Source organism: Pseudoalteromonas phenolica, assembly GCF_005886345.1.
Classification (GTDB): Bacteria; Pseudomonadota; Gammaproteobacteria; order Enterobacterales; family Alteromonadaceae; genus Pseudoalteromonas; species Pseudoalteromonas phenolica_A.
In genome coordinates this window covers 29,964-52,369 of sequence record NZ_PNEC01000016.1, presented here as the reverse complement: position 1 = coordinate 52,369, position 22,406 = coordinate 29,964, and the positions used below count along the sequence as shown (strand labels likewise).

The window sequence follows — 22,406 nt, the reverse complement described above, 5'->3', positions numbered from 1 at the left end:
TTTTTAGCGCTACTAATTTAACGATTCGTGGCGTTTTTATTTACTGAAAGTACATTAATTAAATATATAAAGAAATCTGTATTAGTTACATATAGTACATTATGAAACTATCTCTTTAATGCCTTAATATTGCAGTAGTGCGAAGCTGTTTTGTATGAAACAAATGCTTTATTCATAAAAAAGGCCACAACTTACATTACGACCTATTTAAATCATTTTTTATTGCCTTGTTATTTAAACTTCTAAATAATCTAAAATTCCTTCAGCAGCATTACGGCCCTCAAAAATAGCTGTTACAACCAAGTCTGAACCTCGAACTGCGTCGCCACCTGCAAAGATCTTAGGGTTACTTGTTTGGTGCGTGTAGGCGCCCTGCTCAGGCGCAACAATGCCACCCCAACGGTTAATTTCAACATCGTATTGTGCTAGCCAATCAAGATTGTGTGGTTTAAAACCAAACGCCATGATCACCGCATCAGCATCAAGCACATGCTCTGTGCTAGGCACTTCTTCTGCACGTTGACGACCTGCCGCATCGGGTTCGCCTAAACGGGTTTCGACCATCTTTACACCAACAACTTTGCCTTCGGCATTTAATTCAATGCCTTTTGGCTGAACATTAAACTTAAAGTTTACGCCTTCTTCTCTGGCATTTTTTACTTCACGAACTGAGCCTGGCATATTTGATTCGTCACGGCGATACGCACAGGTAACATGCGCTGCGTTTTGACGGATAGATGTTCGTACACAGTCCATCGCTGTATCACCACCACCTAACACCACAACCTTTTGATTCGCCATGCTGATATAAGGTTGTTGAGCTTCATCGTACCCCATCACTCGGTTTGTATTACCAATCAAGAATGGTAACGCGTCATATACGCCCTCAGCATCTTCGTTCTCAAGGTTACCGCGCATACTTTGATATGTGCCCACGCCGATGAATACTGCATCATATTCAGCAATGATTTCATCAAGACTGATATCTTTGCCAACTTCTGTATTTAACTTAAACTCAACGCCCATCTCAGTGAAAATTTCACGTCGATTTTCCATCACTGATTTTTCAAGCTTGAAAGATGGAATACCAAACGTCAGTAGACCACCAATTTCTGGGTTACGGTCGAAAACAACCGGTTTAACCCCATTGCGTACTAGAATATCTGCACAGCCTAAACCTGCAGGACCCGCGCCAATAATGGCGACTTTCTTGTCAGTCCAAACTACATACGACATGTCCGGCTTCCAGCCTTGAGCAAAGGCTGTATCTGTGATGTATTTTTCGATATTACCGATTGTTACAGCACCAAACTCTTCATTGAGCGTACATGCCCCCTCGCACAAACGGTCTTGTGGACACACTCGACCACATACCTCAGGCAAGCTGTTGGTGCGATGTGAGAGCTCAGCGGCCTCTAAAATACGACCATTACGGATCAACTTTAACCACTGTGGAATATAGTTATGAACCGGACACTTCCATTCACAATATGGATTACCACAGTCCAAACAACGATCAGACTGAGAATTCACTTGATTTTGTGAAAATGGCTCGTAAATTTCTACAAATGATTGCTTACGTGCTGAAATTGGTTTTTTTCTTGGATCAACACGTTGCACATCGATAAATTGGTAAACATTTTCGCTCATACTCTTCCCCTTACTGCGCCTGTACTCTTAATTCAGCGCTACTGCGAGCACGATGACCTAATAGGCTCTTTACATCACTTGAAATTGGTTTAACTAGTTTGAATTTAGGTAAATACAACTCAAATTCAGCTAGGATCTGTTCTGCTCTAGCAGAGCCTGTAAGCTCTAAATGCTCAGCAATCAAACCACGTAAGTGCTCTTGATGTGCATTAAGCTCTGACAGCTCAATAATTTCAACCAACTCTGGATTGATACGCTTTTCGAAGTCTGCTTTTTCATCTAACACATAGGCAAATCCACCTGTCATGCCTGCACCGAAGTTGATACCTACATTACCAAGAACGCAGACAACGCCGCCCGTCATATATTCACAGCCGTTGTCACCTAAGCCTTCAACTACAGACGTCACACCTGAGTTTCGAACCCCAAATCGCTCACCCGCTTTACCTGCTGCGAACAACTTACCGCCAGTCGCACCGTATAAACAGGTATTACCTACGATACTTGCCTGATGTGACTCAAAGCTTGAACCAACTGGCGGACGAATTACTAGCTTACCGCCAGCCATGCCTTTACCGACATAATCGTTAGCGTCACCGACTAAAGTCATTTCAAGGCCACCTGCATTCCATACACCAAACGACTGACCTGCTGTGCCGTGAAGTTCAATAGCCACCGGGTCTGCTGCCATGCCTTGGTTGCCATGTAAGTTGGCAATGTAACCAGATAGCATCGCGCCTACCGAACGATCGGTGTTACTAATACGATTCACCAATGAAATACCTGATTTGCTCTCAATTGCAGCTTGTGCTTTTGATAGCAGTAGTTCATTTAGATCACCCTTATAATGAGAGGTATTCGCTGCTGAACAATACAAAGTCTCATTAGTTGGGTTGTTAGGCTTGGCTAACAGGTCTGATAAATCTAGCTTGCTTTGCTTGCTCGTCTTGCCTTCGATCATTTCTAGTAAATCGGTGCGGCCAATTAAATCGACTAAACGAGTTACGCCTAATTGCGCCATGATTTCACGGGCTTCTTGAGCAATAAACTTGAAGTAGTTCATCGCCATCTCAGGTAAACCATGATAGTGCTTCTGACGAAGTGTATCGTCTTGAGTAGCAACGCCTGTTGCACAGTTATTTAAGTGACAAATACGTAGATATTTACAGCCAAGCGCGACCATAGGGCCAGTACCAAAACCAAAGCTTTCGGCACCTAAAATAGCTGCTTTGATGATATCTAAACCTGTTTTTAGGCCGCCATCTGTTTGCAGGCGAATACGATGACGAAGGCCATTTTCAACCAAGGCTTGTTGAGTTTCAGCAAGGCCCAACTCCCATGGGCTTCCGGCATATTTAACCGATGTCAGTGGGCTTGCCCCTGTACCGCCGTCATAACCCGCAATCGTGATTAAATCAGCATACGCTTTGGCAACACCCGTTGCGATTGTGCCAACGCCAGGCTCAGATACTAACTTAACCGAGATCATCGCCTCTGGATTAACTTGCTTCAAATCGAAAATAAGCTGGGCTAAATCCTCAATTGAATAAATATCATGATGTGGTGGTGGCGAAATTAGCGTCACACCCGGCACCGAGTAGCGCAATTTAGCAATGTAAGGCGTTACTTTTTCACCCGGTAGTTGACCACCTTCACCAGGTTTTGCACCCTGAGCAACTTTGATCTGAATAACATCGGCATTTCTTAAATAATGTGGAGTAACGCCGAAACGGCCCGATGCAACTTGTTTAATACGAGAGTTTTTCTCTGTTCCAAAGCGCAGCTTATCTTCACCGCCCTCACCAGAATTCGAACACCCACCCAAGCGGTTCATGGCAATTGCCAGCGCTTCATGAGCTTCTGGTGATAATGCACCGATACTCATGGCTGCTGAGTCAAAACGCTTATAAAGTTCTGTTGCAGGCTCTACATCATCAAGGCTGACAGGTGATACGTCTGACTTAAGCGCCAATAGGTCTCGAATGTTTGTCACTGGACGATTATTCACAAGATCCGCGTATTTTAGATAATCTTGATATTCACCAGATTTAACCGCTACTTGAAGTGTTTGTACCACATCAGGGTTATAAGCATGATACTCGCCACCGTGAACAAATTTTAATAAGCCGCCATGTGACAACAGCTTACGCTTACTGAAGGCGAGCTTATGAAGCTGCGCTTGTTCATAAGCAAAATCTTCAAAATCTGCACCCTTAATACGGTTAGCCACGCCTTTAAAACACATTTCAACAATGTCATCTGATAGGCCCACGGCTTCAAATAGCATAGAACAACGATATGACGCGACCGTACTGATCCCCATCTTAGACATGATCTTGAATAGACCCTTATTGATGGCATTACGATAAGCAAGCGTCACCTCGCGGTAGGTTTTATCAATCACTTTACTGTCACACATGGCAACGAGTGTTTCGTATGTCAAATATGGATAGATCGCCGTCGCACCAAACCCTAGTAACACGGCAAACTGATGCGGATCTCTTGCACTGCCTGTTTCAACTATGATGTTGGCATCGCAACGTAAATTCGTATTTACCAAACGCTGTTGTACTGCGCCCACAGCCATAGACGCAGGAATTGGCAACATATCTTTGCTGATATTTCTGTCACTCAAAACCAGCATGACACACCCAGAACGTGCTTTTTGTTCAGCCTCGTCACAGACTCGCTCTAGCGCTGATTTTAAAGACTCAGTTTTGTCATAGTTAAGCTGAATTTTACAGGCACAGTAATGTTCGTCATCGGCATTCACTAACTGCTGCATATCAGAGAATGTAAGCACTGGTGAGGCAAACTGAAGACGCTTAGCATGCCCTGTTGTTTCATTGAATACGTTTTGCTCACGGCCGATACAGGTCGCCAATGACATTACATGATTTTCACGAAGTGGGTCGATCGGTGGGTTAGTCACTTGCGCGAATTTTTGACGGAAGTAATCGTAAAAAGAGCGATGTCCTTCAGATAAAACAGCAAATGGAGTGTCGTCACCCATTGAGCCAGTTGCCTCTTGCCCGTTTTGTCCCATTACTCGAATGACATTGTCTAATTCTTCATTGCTGTATCCGAATAGCTTTTGATAAGTCAGCAATAATTCATCATCAAAATCGCGTACACCCGCATCCTCTTCTGACAAATCTTCGAAAGGCGTAAGACGTTTTACGTTTTGCTCAAGCCAAGTTTTGTAAGGATGACGTGATTTTAAGTCTTGATCGATTTCATCAGACTGCCAAATCTTGCCATGAAGGGTATCGATAACCAGTAACTCCCCTGGACCAACACGGCCTTTTTCAACCACCTCATCGGCTGTGTAATCCCAAATACCGACTTCAGATGCAAGCGTGATAAACCCATCTTGGGTGATCACATAGCGCGCTGGGCGTAAACCATTTCTATCAAGGTTACATGCCGCAAATCGACCATCTGACATAACGATACCTGCTGGGCCATCCCAGGGTTCCATATGCATAGAGTTAAAATCGTAAAAGGCGCGTAAATCATCGTCCATAGCTCGGTTTTTTTGCCATGCTGGCGGCACAAGCATACGCATAGCACGGAAAATATCCATACCACCGGCAAGGAATAATTCAAGAATGTTATCTAAGCTTGATGAATCTGAACCTTCTTCATTCACGAATGGCGCGGCCGTTTGTAAATCAGGCAATAATGGTGAAGAAAACTTGTAAGCACGCGCTCTCGCCCACTGACGGTTACCAGCAATGGTATTTATCTCACCATTGTGTGCCAAATATCTAAATGGCTGAGCTAACGGCCAACGCGGCTGTGTATTCGTCGAAAAACGTTGGTGGAAAACACAGATAGCACTTTTCATGCGCATATCTGCTAAATCCAGATAAAAGTTTGGAAGGTCCACTGGCATCATTAAGCCTTTGTAAACCGTTACCAAACCTGAAAGGCTTGAGATATAAAACTGGTCGTCTTCAATTAAGCGCTTCTCAATTCGACGCCTTGCAATATATAGACGACGTTCTAGATCTTTTGGACGCCAGCCTTCAGGTGCTGATACAAACACCTGCTCAAATTTAGGTAGTTGCTTTAAGGCAATAGGCCCTAGCATGCCTGGTTCAGTAGGCACGACTCGCCAGCCAACGAGTGTTAACGTTTCTTTTTCTAATTCTTCGTTAATCACTTTACGGGCTTGAGATGCAAGCGTTTCGTCAGTATTCAAGAACAACATACCGACAGCGTAATTTTTACCTAAGTGCCAACCGTTTTCAGAGGCAATGGCTCGAAAGAAGCTGTCAGGTTTTTGCAGTAATAAACCACAACCATCACCTGTTTTACCATCTGATGCAATACCACCACGGTGTTGCATTCGGTCTAACCCTGTAATTGCATTGCGGATCAGTTTATGACTTGCTTGCCCGTTTATCTGAGCAATTAAACCAAAACCACAATTATCTTTTTCTAACTTAGAGTCATATAGCATGCACCCCTCCCCTGCTACATCTATGGTCGGAAATGAACAAGACGATTGTTCCGACAGATATTCAAAACTAGCTTTGTTTTAAAATAGAGTCAACAAAATTATGAATAGATATTCATTAACTTGAATATTTCTCATTGGTCTGACAAATTCACCAATAGAAGTAAAAAACATCAAATATGTTAAATTATGACAAACAAAAAACAAATGACACCGGTGACATTTTAAAGGATATTTAATAAAGGTTGTGTTAAGTCACTTAAATCACCACCTTTACGTTTACGTAAACTGAAAATTAACAGAATAAATATTCACAATAAGCAGTATTAATAGATGTTTATAAAGAGGTAAATATTTGCTGGTGAAACTAAATCTAATCGGGCTTTTTATCGCTAATCAATTAAAGAATCATACTTATGAAAATTGTTACTACAGGCTAAATTAATACTGACCATAAAAAAGCCTTACATTAGTAAGGCTTTCTTATTGATTTAACGCTCTGTTGCTAGAAGCGATACGATAATCCGAGCTGAAGATCTGAGACAGACTCAGGCTCTAGATTAAAGTGACTATAATCAAGTTGAACACTAAGAGAGTCTGTTAATGCATAGCTCATCCCAACACCATAATATAAGTCTGTGCCATCCATCTCGCTTTTTATCAGTTGGTTATTTCTCACGCTTTCGACTTTGTACTCCCATTTGTAAGCTCCTAAGAAAGCGCCAATTCGAGCATGACCAAACGTTAAGAAATTATATTTGGCTTGAAGTGCAAAGCCTTCAGAAAAATTTGGTGCTTGTTCAGCGACGCTATGGTGGACTGAACCCGGCGTTAGAGACTCCCCTTTAAAAGAGACTCTTCCTTGCCCTAAGTCGATATAGCGTAATGAAGTAGACCAATCGGAAGTAAGTTGATAATAGACACCAGCTGACCAACTATTACTGCTGTCGTCAACCATGACTTCTGTGACTCCATCTACGTTTGTCGTTGAGTAATCAGCTTTCGCTTGCCCGACTCCAGCTTCTATCCCCCAATCAGATGCCATCGTTTCAGAGCTAATTAAACAACTAGATGTAATTAACGCAAAGCTTGGTAGTAAGGTCTTCCTTCTTCTCATTAATAAAATTGAAATCATGATGATAACTGCCCCTCCTAGGCTACCTGATGATTTGTTTTCAATCGCAACACTTTGATGGGCTGTGACGGTAACACGCGCTTCACCTTGTGAAAGTGCGCCTTTACTGTCTTTTAAGGTGTACTTGATAACATCAATGCCATTAAAACCAACTTTTGGCACATACGTCAGTGTACCATTGAGATTAACCTGTGCTTCACCATGCTGAGCAGTTGCACTGACAAGCTTTAGCTCATCTCCATCTTTATCTGTGTCATTTGCTAAAACATCTATAGTGATAGTTGCTTTATCATTTGTATTTGCAATATCAAGAGCTGCTGTTGGTGCGCTATTTACTATCAAGTTCACTGTAGCAGTGCTATTAGATGTACCGCCTTTGCCATCAGAAATGCTGTACTGAATAATTGCTTGGCCAATTAAGTCATTTGGCGGAGTGTAAACCAACTTATTATCTTCAATCACGACCGAGCCAAAATCTACGCTCGCTCCCGTTATTGTCAGCGTATCATTATCCGCATCACTGTCATTATTCAATACATCAATAATAATCGCTTCACCAGAGCGAATTGTTACTTCATCAGACTGAGCTTGTGGTAAGTTATTGCTAGTTTTAGGGACTGCAATACCACCGGGGTCAACCACAGCTCTGTTAGCAATACCATCATCATCGTTTGGTCCCCCGTCAACAATTTGCAATTGCACACACCAGTCACCTTCAGTTAGACCCTCAGTCCATTCATTACTGCCTGGTGGAGGACAATAACCCGGTTCACCCGTTGCTGAGAGAATTTGGTTGCCATTGCCGTTGATGAAATCAACCCACTCGCCCCCTTTTAACTTACGATATACTGCATTGAGTGGAATTGGCCTTCTCTGCGGAATTACAATACTGTAAGTATCACCTGCTTGTGGTAATCCCGTTGCTATAAAGTCGAATAAGCCACCAATGTTAAGTGCACTTTCATCACTAGGCAGTTCATTTTCTAACAATTGCACACCGCCAGTGTTATTTTGAGCAACAGTGGCCCCCTTACGTAAACAAACACCAGGTTCACCCTCAACTAAGAATTGACTGGACTCGCCAGCTTGTTCTTGCATCACGTTACAGTCTGTAATCGCATCTTGGAAATCAGGAATACCATCGTTATCACTGTCAGAGTAACCTTCTTGATCATCTGGTATTAAGTCACCATCTGTATCCTGTGATGTTAAAGGTAAAAGCCTTTCAATAAGTTCAACATAGACATCTGCTGCAGAAGATAGACTAGGTTCTCCATTATCTGTTGCTGACACTGTGAATTGATAAATACCTGCTGACATTTGTTCTGGGTTGAACTCGAATGTATTAGCATCACTACTTAAATTGATTACGTCAGAATCAACTGCAGTCCATTCAATAGTTAAGCTATCATTAGGATTTGTATCTGTTGCGCTTGCAACTAGCTCAATCGGCTGATTATTTATTTCGGCTAGCAATCGCTGTTCACCATTTTGCGAAACAGTAACAAACAATTCCGGAGCTACATTTTCTTCTACAATCGTCACTGATGTGGATGATTTCGCACCTACGTTCACAGAGTCAGACAGTGTAATTACAAAAGACTCATTACCTTCGCCAAGGGCGTCTTCAAATACCGAAAAGCCAATCACAGCTTCAGTGCCTTGGGCAATCGTTACCTCACCAGAAACTAAATCATGGTCCGATGAATCTGCTTGACCTGAAACATTGAAGGGCACAATAACAGGGTAAACAGGAGAAGGACCATTCAAATGGAGTGTAATCTCATGATTTTGACCTTCAGCAATTTGAGAATCTTTAGACAAAGATACTAATGGGTTTACAAATACATTTTGTGTTGCTATGGACTGCAAGCCTTGGCTGTCTGTCGCTTGCCAATATACTAAATGACTTCCTGGCGAAAATAGATTTGTTCCATTAACAAGAGAAACTGCTATAGGATTATTGTTAAAATCTAATGCCGTAGCTGTACCAATATCAACTTTGGTAAATAGCCCAGTTGCATCCACTGTGATATCACTTGGAACAGTAATCACTGGTGCGGAACCTAATACAGAATTTATTACTAATTCAACTTCAGCTTGAGCTGTGCCATTATCATTATCTGATACTACATATGAGAGTGCTATTTGTCCTAATACGTCAGCAGGTGCAACAAAACTAAGCTTACCATCCACAATGCTAACAGTTCCTATTGAAGCCCTAGCCCCTATTATGTTTAGTTGACTATCTTCAATATCTGAATCGTTTGCTAAAACATCCAATAAATAGGTATTAGTGTCAGTTTCATCAAAGCTAAAACTATCTGCATTTGCAACTGGTTCATCATTCACACTATTAACTATGATAGACACAGTATGCTCGGCACTAGTCAACGCACCATCAGATACACTGTAAGTAAAGCTATCGCTGCCATTAAAGTTAGCCTCAGGTGTATAAGTAAAGCTTGTGCCTTGAACAACTACTGTACCTTGCTGAGATTGACTAATAATCGAGACCGATAAATAGTCTCCATCGCTATCGGTAGCGCTGAAGTTTTGTGAAGTTGACGTATCTTCTTCTAGCGAAATTGACATCGCATTCGCAATTGGTGCCGCATTGACATAGGCAACATTAATGTTAAATGCTGAAAGTGATGCAGTTAACTCGCCATCAGATACTGAGATTACAATATTCTCAAATACGCCAACATCCCCTCTTGATGGTAAGCCTGATAACTGACCTGTAGCACTATCAAATTGAGCCCAGTTGGGTTTGTTAGATATGTTAAAACTAAGTGTTTCGCTATCAAGATCTTGCGCAATAGGCGTAAAGCTATACACAGTATCTTGATTTACTTGTGTAAGTGGCGAGCCTGATATCACAGGCGCGTCGTTAATTGCAGAGACACTCACAGAGAAAGTTGCAGGCTCTGAGTCAAGCTCTCCATCGTTCGCGACAATCGTAAAGCTATCATTACCGTTAAAGTTCGTGTCTGGCGTATAAGTAACAACCCCACCATTGATCTCTGCAGAACCATTACTCGGTGAACTAGCCACACGATAAGTAATATTTGTGCTATCCACGTCACTGGCAGTTAGACTAATATCTAAAACACTATCTTCATTTGTTGCCAGTGATTGCCCATCTAAAATTGGCGCATCATTTACTGCAGTTACTGTGATTGAAACCGCCACTGGTTCAGAATCTAATTCACCATCATTTGCCACAAAGGTGTATGAATCAGAACCCGTAAAGTTTTGACTTGGCGTATATTGCCACTGTGTCGCAGACTGTTGAACCAGATTACCACTGGTAACATCTTCAGTAATACGATAAGTCAGTGCACTGTTTTCTGTATCCGATGCATTCAGTGTAATTGTTAAACTGGTATCTTCTGATGTTGTCAATGATTGTGCTTCAGCAACTGGTGCATCATTGATAGCATCTACTTGAAGATTCACAGTTGCAATATTCGATTTTGCACCTGCAAAATCTTTCACACTGTAGGTAAATGCATCATCACCAAAATAATTCTCGTTGGCGACGTAAACAATTGAGCCTGTTGAAGTGATCGTGGCCTGACCAAATTCTGGGCCAGATTCAATTACAACTGATGACGGGTCTACACCATCATCAACATCGGTATCATTGCCAAGTACATTTACTTCAAACTGACCATCTTCTTGCAGCTGAACTGTGTTGTCTACCGCAACTGGTGCATCATTAACTGGTGTTAATGTCACTGTCACTGTGGCAGGCTCCGATGTCAGGCCATCAGTGTCAGTTAAGGTGTAAGTGAAGCTGAATTCACCGTTTTCATCTTGCTTAGGTGCAATATTAAGCGACCCATCCGCATTGATAGTGACAACGGCTTTGGCATAATCCCCAGTGCCATTACCTTGGTCTTCTAAGGATACATTTGCACCATTAAACTCACTTTGTTCGACATCACTATCGTTTGCTAGGATATCCAAAGTAACAGCCTCATCTTCATCAGTTGTAACATTGTCATCCTGAGCAACAGGCCTGTCATTGACTGCACCAATGTTAATGGTCACTGTCGCTTGCTCAGATACCAGCCCTTCACTATCTGCAACGGTATAGTTGAAACTATCTACACCATTTTCATTGCTATTAAGTGAATAAGTGAAAGTGCCAGCTTGCTGATCAAAGCTCACTTGACCTTTACTAGGTTGCGAAATCGCAACTAACTCGCCACTAGGGGTTCCATCTTCAATGTCTGAGGTGTTTTCTCTGATAACAAAAACGGTTGCTGCAGCGTCCTCATCAAGGTTAACAGTAAAGTTGCTAGCAATTGGCTTATCGTTCACCGCAGCAATAGAAATTGTTACTGTCGACGTATTCGACTCATTACCTTCTGCATCGGACACTGTGTAGGTGAAAGTATCTGTACCATTAACATCCTTATTAGGCGTATAGGTTGCTACTCCGTTGTTAACAGAGACTGAGCCTAGTGTCGGTTGAGTTACAGTACTTGTAGAAGACGCAACCATATCACCTTCAGCATCCGAATCATTACTCAATAAATTAATGCTCACAACCGTGTCTTCATTCGTTGAAGCATTGTCATCTTGTGTAATTGGCGCATCTGCCACAGGTGTTATTGTCAATGTAACTGTATAAGTTGCAGATGTGGCATTTGCGCTATCCACTACTTGATAAGTGAAACTGTCAGCGTGATCTTCTCCACCATTATGCTGATAAGAGAAGCTTCCATCGGTATTTAAACTAAGCTGTCCATAAAGTGGTTGAGCTACAAGTGAAACTTGTAAGCTATCACCGTGAATTAAATCATCATCGGTGGCCAAACTTAATAGACCTGACTGGGCATCAACACTCAGCAGTGCAGCTTCATCTAAAGTAAAGCTGTATGTACTACCTACTGGCGAATCATTGACGTTATTAACCGTTAAATTAAACGCGGTTAATTCAACTGCGACTGTTCCATCCGATACCGCAATCACAACATTGTTTGTTTTACCCACATCATCATTTGTTGGTGTACCTGACAAGGTCCCCGTTGCACTATCAAAACTAGCCCAGCTAGGCTTATTGGTGATCGAGAATGTCAGGTTATCACCTACGTCCACATCGCTGGCCGTCGGTGTAAAGCTGTATGCTGAATCTTCATCAACAGAAGCAGCAGGGCTGCCCGAAATAATCGGTGCATCATTGGTATTATTCACTGTAATAGTAAATGCATCGAGTGCAGAGCTGGTTGTGCCATCTGAAACACTGATTATGACATTGGCAAAACTACCTATATCATCATTCGTTGGAGTTCCTGACAAGGTGCCCGTCGAAGTATCAAAACTTGCCCAACTAGGTTGATTGCTGATAGCAAATGTGAGGTTATCGCCCACATCCACATCGCTTGCAGCCGGTGTAAAGCTGTATGCCGAATCTTCATCGACAGAAGTTGCAGGGCTGCCCGAAATAACCGGTGCATCATTGGTGTTTATAACTGTGATGCTAAATGAAGACAATGCAGTGGTTTCAGTGCCATCGCTCACCGATATCTGAATATCACTGTAGACTCCAACGAAGCTATTCGCTGAAGTACCGCTTAATTGCCCTGTTGTGCTGTCAAAACTAGCCCAACTTGGTTTATTTACAATCGAGAATGTTAGATCGTCGCCATCAACATCATTGGCTGATGGTGTAAAGTCAAAGCTGGTATCTTCATCGACAGTGCTACTTGGCGAACCTGAAATAGTCGGTGCATCATTCACACTGTCAATGGTAATACTCACCGTTACTTCGTTCGAATCTAACTCTGCATCGTTAGCTACGAAAGTAAAACTATCTGAACCATTGAAATCTGCTTCACCTCTGTAGGTGACGACATTACCAACTAATGAGGCTGAGCCACTTACTGGCGCAGTCTCGATTCTATAAGTTAGCTCACTATTTTCAGTATCGGTCGCGGCAAGTGTAATGGTGATATCAGTATCTTCATCTCCTGAAACACTTTGCGCTGAAGCAACTGGTTTATCATTTACAGCATTGACAGTAATGCTAACAGTAGCCTCAGATGAATCATCAGTCCCATCATTGGCAATAAAGGTGAAGCTATCCGCACCATTAAAGTCTGCATTTGGTGTGTACAACCAAGTTGTTTCAGTTTGCTGTATCAATGTACCGCTTGTCACATTGGTGGCAATCGAGAATGTTAAATCGTCATTTTCTTGATCGGTAGCTGCAGGCATAATAACCAATGATCCATCTTCATCTAAATCAACTGACTGAGCTGTGGCAATAGGTGCATCATTGACAGAGTTAATGGTCATAGTAACTGTGGCTTCATTCGAAACAGCACCTGCTGCATCCGCTACCGTATAGGTAAAGGTGTCATTACCATAATAATTTGCATTAGCCGTGTAAGTAATTGAACCATCGGCATTAACGACCGTTTGACCATTTTGTGCTGCGGTCACTACTTTCACACTACTTAAGTCGAAGCTGTCGTTTGCATCTACGTCAGTATCATTACCTAAAACGTTAACTTCATAAGAACCATCTTCTTGGATCTCAACAGTGTTATCGACGGCTACTGGCGCGTCATTCACGGCGGTTAAAGTAACTGTGACTGTTGCAGTTTCAGATGCTAGACCTTCGCTGTCTGTCAACGTATAAGTAAAGCTAAAGCTGCCATTTTCGTCTTGTTTCGGAGCAATATTAAGTGTGCCGTCTGTGTTAATCGAGACAGTCGCTTTAGTATACTCTCCAGCACCATTTCCTTGATCTTCTAAAGAAACATTCGCACCGTTAAAGCCTGAATCTTCAACATCTAAGTCATTTGCAAGAATATTCAGAGTGACTGACACATCCTCGTCGGTGGTAACCGAGTCATCACCAACAACAGGTCTATCATTCACAGCACCAATATTAACTGTGACGGTCGCAGTATTTGACACTAAACCGTCACTGTCTTTAATTGTGTAAGTGAAAGAGTCTTGTCCTACTTCGTTCGAATTTGGCGTGTATGTAAATGTGCCCGCACTTTGATCAAAGCTCACACTTCCCTTTGTAGGCTCTGCAACAATACCTAAATCTCCAGTCGGTGTTGTGTCTTCAATATCCGTTGCTAGCGTTCTCAAATTAGTGGCTTCAGAAGCTGTATCTTCAGTGACTGAAATGGTTTTATTCGCAGCAACCGGTGCATCATTCACTGCATTTACAGTCACTGTTACGGTTGCTTGCTCTGAGGTGTTATTCGCTGCATCTTTCACTGTATATGTGAAAGTATCTTGGCCGTTTGTATTTGCCGTTGGCGTATATGTTGCGACACCATTGGTAATTGAAACAGAGCCATTACTAGGATGAATAACAATTGCCGCAGAAGAACTCACCATATCCCCTTCAGGATCAGAGTCATTTGCTAACAGATTAATCGTCACTGCGGTGTCTTCATCTGTCGTTGCGGTGTCATTCACCGTAGTAGGCGCATCAGCAACTGGCGTAATCGTGAGTGAAACCGTGTAAGCCGATGAGTTTGCACTGTTGTTGTCATTCACTTGATAAGTAAAGCTATCACTGTGATTTTCACTGCCATCGTGCACATAACTAAATGAACCATCAGAGTTAAGTATTAATTGTCCATATTGTGGCTGAGTAACTGCAGAAACAGTCAATGTATCGCCACTGTCGCTATCATCATCACTAGCCAGGGTCAGTAAACCATTGTTTAAATCTCTCGATAAAGTTGCGCCTTCATCTAAAGTAAAGCTGGTATCTTGTCCTGTCGGGGCATCATTGGTGTTAATAACTTCAATGCTAAATGCAGTAAGATTCGCTGAATCAGTGCCATCGTCTACTGAGATAGTGATATTTTCAGTGGTACCAACATTCGCATCTGTAGGCGTACCAGATAATTTACCTGTTTGGGTATCAAATGATGCCCAGCTAGGCATGTTAGTGATACTAAAAGTGTGGATATCATTAGTATCTGTATCTGTGAGTGTCGGCGTAAAACTATACTCTGAATCTTCGTTTATGCTTGTCACTGGTAAGCCAGATAACACTGGGGCTATATTATACTTTTTAGTCACGGTTGCTGTGACAGCTGTACCCGAATTGCCAGCACTGTCTGTTACAGTCACAGAAAGTGTCAACGTACCTTCCAAGAGACTACTCACATCTACATCTGTCACTTGCTGACTACTTGCATTAATTGCTACGGCGCTATTTGAAGATACAGTGTTGGTTCCGTCACTAACTTGATAAGTGAAGCTTCCTGTGCCTTCAAGTCCTGATAACGTAAAGCTTAGAGCCGCTTCATTGCTTGCATTTATTAACGTTTGATCTAATGCAGTACTTTGGCCTGTTGGGGCGGTATTATCTAGAGTAATCGCGCTGCTAGCTGAGTTTGAAGTGTTGCCCGCTGTATCTGTTTGAGTCGCAGAAATCGTCAACGTGCCATTATAAAATGCACTGACATCAAACTCACTGCCACTGATTGTCCAGTTACCTGAACTGTCTGCAGACACCGTTCGGCTTAGGGATGAATTGTTATCGGTGATAGAAACCGTGACGCTGTTGCCCGCTTCTGCACCCGACCCCGTGATCAACACGTCGTTGTCTTCTGCAGCATTGATCCGGCCATCCCCTTCAATTGGCGTGGTGATGGTCAATGCTGTCGGCGCGCTGTTATCCAAAGTAATGCTTTGTGTGGCTGCTGAGGAGGTATTGCCTGCCGTATCGGTTTGTGTGGCCGACACCGCCAGGGTGCCATTGTTCAGGCCGCTGACATCCAGCTCACTGCCGCTCAGGGTCCAGTTACCGCTGTTATCGGCTGTGACTGTACGGGTCACCGTGCTGCTGTTATCGGTGATACTCACCGTCACACTGTTGCCCGCCTCAGCACCGGTACCGGCGATCAGCACGTCGCTGTCTTCTGCGGCATTGACGCGGCCATCCCCTTCGATTGGCGTGGTGATACTGGGCGCACTGACGCTGGTGTCTACTGAAACTGACAAGCCAGTACTATCCGCGGTATTACCCGCCGTATCAGTTGAACGGGCGGTCATAGTGTGTGTTCCGGCACTCAGGGCTGAACTCGTAATCGTCCAGTTGCCACCCGTCACAGTCGCACTTCCCACGGTACCATCAATACTAGAAATCAGCGTAATTGCGCCATTATTCGGACCCGTGCCCGTAAATGTTGCCGTCGTATCATTAGTTATATTGTCAGTATTTGAGCTACCGGTATCACTGGCTGCGGCCAGAACTGGTGTACTTGGAGCCGATGGGGCTGTGGAATCAATTGTAACATTTAGGCTGCTTGAAGAGGCACTTTCATTGCTGCTGGCATCCGTTGCCTTTGCAGTGATAGCGTGTGTCGTACCTGCCGTCAAAGCACTTGTGGTTATTTGCCAGTTGCCACCTGTCGCCGTGCCCGTACCTATCACAGTTGTTCCACCGCCAACCTCATTGCTGTATAGCTTAACCGTTGAGCCGCTTTCCGCTGTACCACTCAAGGTTGGCGTTGTGTCGTTAGTGATATTATCCGTACTTGATGAACCGCTATCAGAACTTGCATCCAGATCTGGTGTAGAAGGCGCATTGGGCGCAACATCATCGTTAACAGTAATCGTGAGCGATTTTTGGAATGTGGTTGTAGCGTCATTGGTCTGCACACAAACGATATAATTGCCAGCAGTCAACGCAGCCTGAGTTTGCAAGCTAGAACCGTTTATCTGGAAGCTGCCATTATTGGTATCTGCTGTACAATTACCATTTGCACCTGTACTCACCAAAGTGTATGTATGGCTGTCATCGGTGTCAGCATCTGTTGTAATAAAGTTACCGACGTTCGAACTTGCCCCAGTTGCCGACTGGTTAATCGCGGTCGCGGTCAGGCTGATATCCGTGGGGAGATCATTTTCAGCCGTAATATTGACTACTGCCTGGTTTGTGCCGGTGCTGTTTGCCGTGCCATCGTTGAAGGTGTAGTCAAGCGTTACCGACGCTGGCGGCGCATCTGAGATGTTCTGATAGGTAATATTCTGCAATACAGAATCGACAATGGCAGAAGTCGCACTGGTGTTAAAGGTCAGGACCAGAGTACCAGACGTATTTGTGGTTACGGTACCCACTGTTGTGGCGTTATAGGTAAATGTATTGCCCTCGGTCAGGGTGCCCAGCAACCCATTGTTGGAAAACACATCTTGTGAGCTTGCGCCTCCATTACGTGAAATCGTCAGGGTTGCATTATTGTAGTTACCCGCACCGCCGTCAAGTGCATCGAGTTCGGTGTCAGCCACAACCACATTTGAATCGATAACCACAGCAGTGCCGTTCTCAGTGTAGGTCTGTCCACTATTGAGATTACTAAATGCAGGCACGTCGTTCGGCGCAATAAAGGTGATATTGGTATTGGCACCACTATCTGCAACGGTAAAGTCGAGCGAGTTCGCAGGAGAATTTGTCAAACTCATGGCGATTTCAACAGCGCTAAAGTCAGTGGCATTGGTATCTACCTGCAACGTGCTGGTGCCATTAAATCGTACGTTGCTGGTTGTCAGGCCAGTCACACCGGTAATGGTTATAATATCACCCACACTCAGGTCGGTAATCCTATCACCATTGAGATCAGCCGCATCACCAACAAAGTTATCATTGCCGGCATTACCTGTCATAGTATCGGTTCCACCACCTGGGCGAATCGTATCTGTGCCGCTACCGCCAGTAATGATATCGCTACCATCAAAGTCTGTTGCTGTCATGTTCAGGGTATCGCCGCTCAGTGCACTGGCGTCCAGCGTGATAGCGTTGCTGAGCGCTAAGCCAAAGGCATTGGAGACAGTGACCGAGTTGCCATCGGAATCAAAGTTATCAGTCAGTGTAATAGTGAAGATATTGTTGGTACCAATTGCCAGGTTTTCGATTTCAGAGACAATGGTATTGGCGAAGTTGAACGTGCCTCCATCCACCAGCTTTAACGTTTCTGAGCCACCAGCACCGGTAATCGCGGTAGTAAAATTATTGTTCACATTGGATACATCAACGGTAACGGTCGCACCACTTGCCAGTGACAAGGTACCAATATTGGTAAAGCCACCGCTGCTCACGTCAGCACCATCAGAGGCACTCACTGTATCACCGGTCGTTGCGTCACCTTTAAGCGAACCATTAAAAGCACTTCCGACAATATCAAATGTAATAGCGTCATTGGTCGCTGTCGCGTCAATCGTCGCTGACGCATTGGTCACTGTGATAGTACGGCTGTTAGTACTATCATCGTTAACCGAGTAAGTCTCTATACCCGATAACGTTGTAAAGTTACCGTCTCCAGAAATTGTGATGGTCTCCGAACCTGACGCTGTGACAGTACCGCTAAAAGACGCATTTTGCGAAGGCGTCATCGTCACTGATGCACCACTGGCTAGGGTCAGGTTAACTATGTTTGCAAGCGTACCACCCGAAATATTAGCGCCAGAAGACAGCGACACAGTATCTGCCGTTGTTCCATCACCAGTCAGCGCGCCAGTATAACTGAGCGTCCCCACATTAAATGTGACGGCATCAGTAGAAGACGATGCCGTCACAGAAGTGTCAGCGGCCGCAACGGTCACTGTACGGCTATTAATCGAAGAGTCACCGACCGAGAAACTCTCTACATTGGCAAGCGTGGTAAAATTACCATCCCCTGAAATATTGATGGTTTCAGTACCCGCCGCAGTTATGATACCACCAAAGAGTGCTGGCTGAGAAGCTGTCATAGAGACGCTGGCACCACTGGCTAATATCAGGTTTTCAAAGTTAGATACCGTCGCACCCGCAATACTGGCACCAGAACTCATTGATAAGGTATCTGTGCCTCCGGCCGCATTCAAAGTCCCCGTTACAGTCAATGCTGCTATGTCGATAGTATCGTTACCACTGCTACCGGTAACGTTTTGTGAGGCTGAACTCAGCGTAATGCTATTTACCGCGCCCAGCACATAAGTTTCGATTGCGCTCGCTGCCGTCAGGCCATCGGTTGCCACAGAGATGGTAATGCTTTCCGACGCGCTGCCGTTAATCGTACTAAAAGCATCATGTTGCGCTTCAGTCATTGTCACAGATGCGTTGGCATCCACGGTCAGAGTTTCAAAACTACTTACTGTCGCACCTGCAATATTGGCACCGTTACTCAGCTGTAATACATCGGTCCCCCCACTACCCGCCAAAGTACCTGTTGCCGTCAACGAGCCTGTTGCAACTGTATCAGCTGAGCTACTGCCCGTGACATTTTGCGCAGCACCGCCCAGTATAAAGGTAAACTCGGCACTCAACACATACGTTTCGATATCTGCATCACCAGTAATAACGGCATTGCCATCAGCACTGCTAAGTGTAAATTGGTTAGTTCCCGCACCATTTATGGTGGTAAATGACTCATGCTGAGCCTCGCTTAAGGTTAAGTGACCGTTGTTTGTCGCCTCTAATGTCTCAAAGTTTGTTAACGCTGTCAGTCCACTGATATCCACACCATCTGAGACATTCAAGGTATCAGTACCACCGCCACCATCCGCTGTAGACCCTGTCACATTTGATGTTTGAGCTATAGTTAGAGATTCATTCTCATTGGTGAATAAAATCGCTGGATTTAAATTAGCACCGGTTGTGGTATCGAACGATGCACCTGATGATGAAGTAGAAGTGACATTCGCGACACTTACCGTTGCGGTGCGTGATAAGCTGTCATCAGTACCATCGTTGACGACGACCGTTACATTTCTAGCAGTTGTATCAGGCGTTGACGACGTATTGTTATAAGTTATGGCGTCTAAAAATGTTTGCACTTGGGCAAGTGTTGCAGTCGCCCCTGTAATCGAAATGGTATCTTGCAGGGTGATATCTGAGCTGCCCGAAACCCCATTTAAAGCATTTTGCGCTGCGCCCGAAACATTTAGTCCTTCCGAAGTTCCATCTTGGTCGTTTGTCAGAGATACCGTAATTGTTTTAATGGTATCTGATTCAGCATCGGTGATGCTGGCGCTGTTAGAGATACCAACAGCCCCGCCCCCCTCACTAAAGGAGGACGAGCTGTTATTACCACCAGTAACCGTATCTAAATCTATAACAGGTGCCGTATTTGCAGCCGTCACCGTTGCGCCAACTTTAAAAGTATAGCTCCCCTCATCTGGGTCATCACTAGAAATCGTCACTGTCGCTTCAGGTGAGCCAACCGTGGTCGGGTCTAGCTGAACAACAAATGTCGTGCTGGTTATCCCATTTAAAGAACTTGAGCCAGGCTGGCTGGATATTGAAAAGTCACTGGAGCCAGAAATACTAACCGATGAAGCGCCACTCAAAGTTAGCGTAGAGGATGCAATGATATTTTCTATGGTAAAGGTGCGGGTAAAATTACTGGCCTCAGTTTGATGTGAGCCAAAATCAGTATGATCTGCGGCACTTGGGGTGGTGTCCCCAGAGGTGATTGAGCTACCGTTACCTCTTAAGTTGATGTCAGGATCTGGAGATGCTGCTACAGTACAGTTATCAGTGTCTGGGTACCATACTCCGCCGGATTGTGCACAACTGGCTTCACTTCCGAAAGCTTGAGTGCAACTATATGAGCTAGGCCAAGATGCTATTCTGCAAGATGCTGCAAGCTCTTTGTTTAAGTTCACCTCGCCACTGACGTGCATTAATTCCATGCCGTCACTTTCCAGTAAACCTTGTTCTTGTAAAAAGGACAAAGTGGCGTACTTTTTATAATCATCTTTTGCTGCTGATACTTTTTGCGATGTGAAGTCTAAGGCGGTTGTCACTCGATTATTTTGCTCAACAGATGAATCTTTAAAATAGTGCGAAGACGAAAGCATCAAAGACGTAAGTTCTGAGTTTTCATAGCTTTTAACAGTCGACAATTCATGATATTGAATACTCGGGCTTGCATGTAACAAAGACGGGATCATGGCACCAATAATAGTTGCCGTCATATCAGATTTTTTCATTGACTAGTTCCTTTGAGAATTCAAACAAATGTGCTGAAACTGCATCGTCCGCACTCATTAACTCAGGGTAGGTAGACTCGGGAATAACCGCGATATCGTAGAGCTGTTCTACGTCACCGCTAAATATAATGTGAGAGATTATTTCGCCGTTATGCTTATTTAAAACCCAAATACCGCACTGTGTTTCGTCAGGCTGCATTTGCTTTGCTAAGGGATACGTTTGCACAGCGTCAGAGCGACGCATTTTACTTGTGCCCACTATAATCAAGTCACCAAACACAATGAGTCCTCTGGTAAACCCCGGTAAAGTACACACCACATTTTTTGTATGATTAAGAGGGTCAAAACGAATAACTTGCCCCCTACCAGAATCGCATAAATATACTGCTCCATCGTGGCACTTTGGTGAGTGCGGCGCGCAAAGGCCAGTTAAAAGGAGCTCGTTGGTTTTAACATCAATCAGTGTCCCATTTAACTCTTCTCGCCATGAGTCCTTCTCATCAGTCGTATTAAAAGTGGTCACATACCTAGGAGCACCATTTAACATAGCCATACCATTTAAATGACATTTATCATCGGGCGTCAATTCACTTATAAAAGGCGGCTTCCAACGGGCCTTAAAGCCATACTCTGGTGACAGGGTCGCCAAACACGAGAAGCTTGTATTAACAACCCATAACCCTTCATCTCCCCAAGCAATATCATGGGTATTTATCATGCCAGTAGATAATGAAGCTCGCTCTGTATAAAGCACGTCACTTTGTTTAATAGCAGCAATTTGCTCTTTCCTCATGGTCAAAAAAGCGTCGTTGTCTCTTTCTTTATCTTGGAGTTTTTTAGACATTGCAGTGAGGTCATCCAAACTGCCTTGTTGCACAGTTTCATAAGACTGAGGGCTAGCTTTAAAATCTAAAACTCGATACGCAGTGCTAATTGTTAGCCTATCCTTACTAACTGTGACTCCCATCGGACGTATAAACTTTTTTACTCCACAGTTTAATTTGCCATCTTTGCTGCGTATTAACATGACAGAATGTGCATGGTAACTAGTCACTACCAAAGAAACCCCAAGGGCTTTTAGCAGCTTTGGAAAGTTTTCACTGTACTTACTTGAAAAGTCGATGGGCAAGCTTTCTGATACTTCAGCCGAGTCTAATTTTTTATACCCTTGCAAATCTTTACTCCTTG

The 22,406-nt window shown here is 43.9% G+C and carries 4 protein-coding genes; all 4 read right to left on the bottom strand.

The genetic code is table 11. The features are described 5' to 3' along the window. Nucleotides 1-234 precede the first annotated feature (234 nt). On the bottom strand, nucleotides 235-1,650 hold the full coding sequence (locus tag CWB72_RS08630; protein ID WP_138630629.1) for an FAD-dependent oxidoreductase: 1,416 nt from the start codon (nucleotides 1,648-1,650) through the stop codon (nucleotides 235-237). Nucleotides 1,651-1,660: 10 nt separating this feature from the next. After that, nucleotides 1,661-6,118, bottom strand: a complete 4,458-nt coding sequence (gene gltB, locus CWB72_RS08625; RefSeq protein WP_138630627.1) for a glutamate synthase large subunit — start codon at nucleotides 6,116-6,118, stop codon at nucleotides 1,661-1,663. 502 nt (nucleotides 6,119-6,620) lie between these two features. Next, nucleotides 6,621-21,218: a tandem-95 repeat protein gene (locus CWB72_RS08620; RefSeq protein ID WP_138630625.1), complete on the bottom strand. Its 14,598-nt coding sequence runs from the start codon at nucleotides 21,216-21,218 to the stop codon at nucleotides 6,621-6,623. Then, the gene (locus CWB72_RS08615; protein WP_252371516.1) at nucleotides 21,205-22,392 is read right to left on the bottom strand and encodes a TIGR03032 family protein; all 1,188 of its coding nucleotides are present in this window, start codon (nucleotides 22,390-22,392) and stop codon (nucleotides 21,205-21,207) included. The genes CWB72_RS08620 and CWB72_RS08615 overlap by 14 nt, the downstream gene beginning before the upstream one ends. Nucleotides 22,393-22,406: the final 14 nt, after the last annotated feature.

Bases quoted from the DNA above. Each gene is read 5' to 3' on its own strand.
- CWB72_RS08620 (WP_138630625.1), bottom strand. From the start codon at position 21,218: ATGAAAAAATCTGATATGACGGCAACTATTATTGGTGCCATGATCCCG.
- CWB72_RS08630 (WP_138630629.1), bottom strand. From the start codon at position 1,650: ATGAGCGAAAATGTTTACCAATTTATCGATGTGCAACGTGTTGATCCA.
- gltB (WP_138630627.1), bottom strand. From the start codon at position 6,118: ATGCTATATGACTCTAAGTTAGAAAAAGATAATTGTGGTTTTGGTTTA.